Genomic DNA, 831 nt, shown 5'->3' with positions numbered 1-831 from the left:
GGAAAGGCATAGGACACAGCCGCCGTGACGAAGAAATAGCGGAGCTTGCGCGCCGTCAGCCGGATGCGCTGGCCAAGCAGCAGAAGTGCTACCAGCAAAACGCCGCCGGCGCCGAATGAGATGACGAAAGCCCAGACCATGGCCGGCACGCCGGCGGTTGTCGCGAGCTTGCCGAAAGGCAGAGTCATGCCGAGCAATCCGCCGGTGACGAGCAGAAGGCCGAGTGCCGAATCCCAGAGAAGTTTCTTCATTAGACGGCTCCGTGCTTCGATCGGCGCTTGGCCGCTTGTCCATCTTAAGATAAGATAGCGCAAAGATTCTTAACGTCAAGATACTTTGCGGTGAGGCACATGGACCGTGCGGCGAGGGCGATCGAGCAGTGGAAGCGCGAACGACCGGATCTCGACGTCTCGCCGATGGCCGTGATCGGGCGGTTGAGCGAAGCCGCATCGTTGATCTCGCGGGACCGGCTGGCGCCGCTCTTCGCCCGCTTCGGACTGCAGCAAGGCGAATTCGACGTGCTGGCGACGCTTCGTCGCTCAGGCACGCCTTACGCCCTGACACCGACCGAGCTCTATGAAGCGACGATGGTGACGTCAGGCGCCATGACTGCCCGCCTCGACCGGCTGGAAAAGGCCGGCCTGATCCAGCGCGCGCCGCATCCCAGCGACCGGCGCGGGGTTGTTGTCCAGCTCACCGCCAAAGGCCTCGAGCTCATCGATGAGGCGCTTGCCGCCCATGTCGCCAACGAGCACCGGACCCTCGCCGGCCTGACGCGCGAAGACCGGGAGGCATTGGCAAAATTGCTGGAAAAGCTGATCGGAAGTCTGA

The 831-nt window shown here is 63.2% G+C and carries 1 protein-coding gene and 1 pseudogene; one reads left to right on the top strand and one right to left on the bottom strand.

The genetic code is table 11. The features are described 5' to 3' along the window. Window positions 1–251 (bottom strand): annotated as a pseudogene (locus EOA38_RS37865) (EamA/RhaT family transporter); the annotation flags it as partial. A gap of 99 nt (window positions 252–350) precedes the next feature. Between EOA38_RS37865 and EOA38_RS37860 the strand changes: the two are divergent. Next, a partial coding sequence (locus EOA38_RS37860) for a MarR family transcriptional regulator (RefSeq protein ID WP_145966350.1) occupies window positions 351–831 on the top strand: 481 nt, incomplete at its 3' end.

This window comes from Mesorhizobium sp. M1E.F.Ca.ET.041.01.1.1, from assembly GCF_003997355.1.
GTDB lineage: Bacteria > Pseudomonadota > Alphaproteobacteria > Rhizobiales > Rhizobiaceae > Mesorhizobium.
The sequence above is the reverse complement of the archived record's forward strand: the minus strand, read 5'-3'. Positions and strand labels throughout refer to the sequence as shown.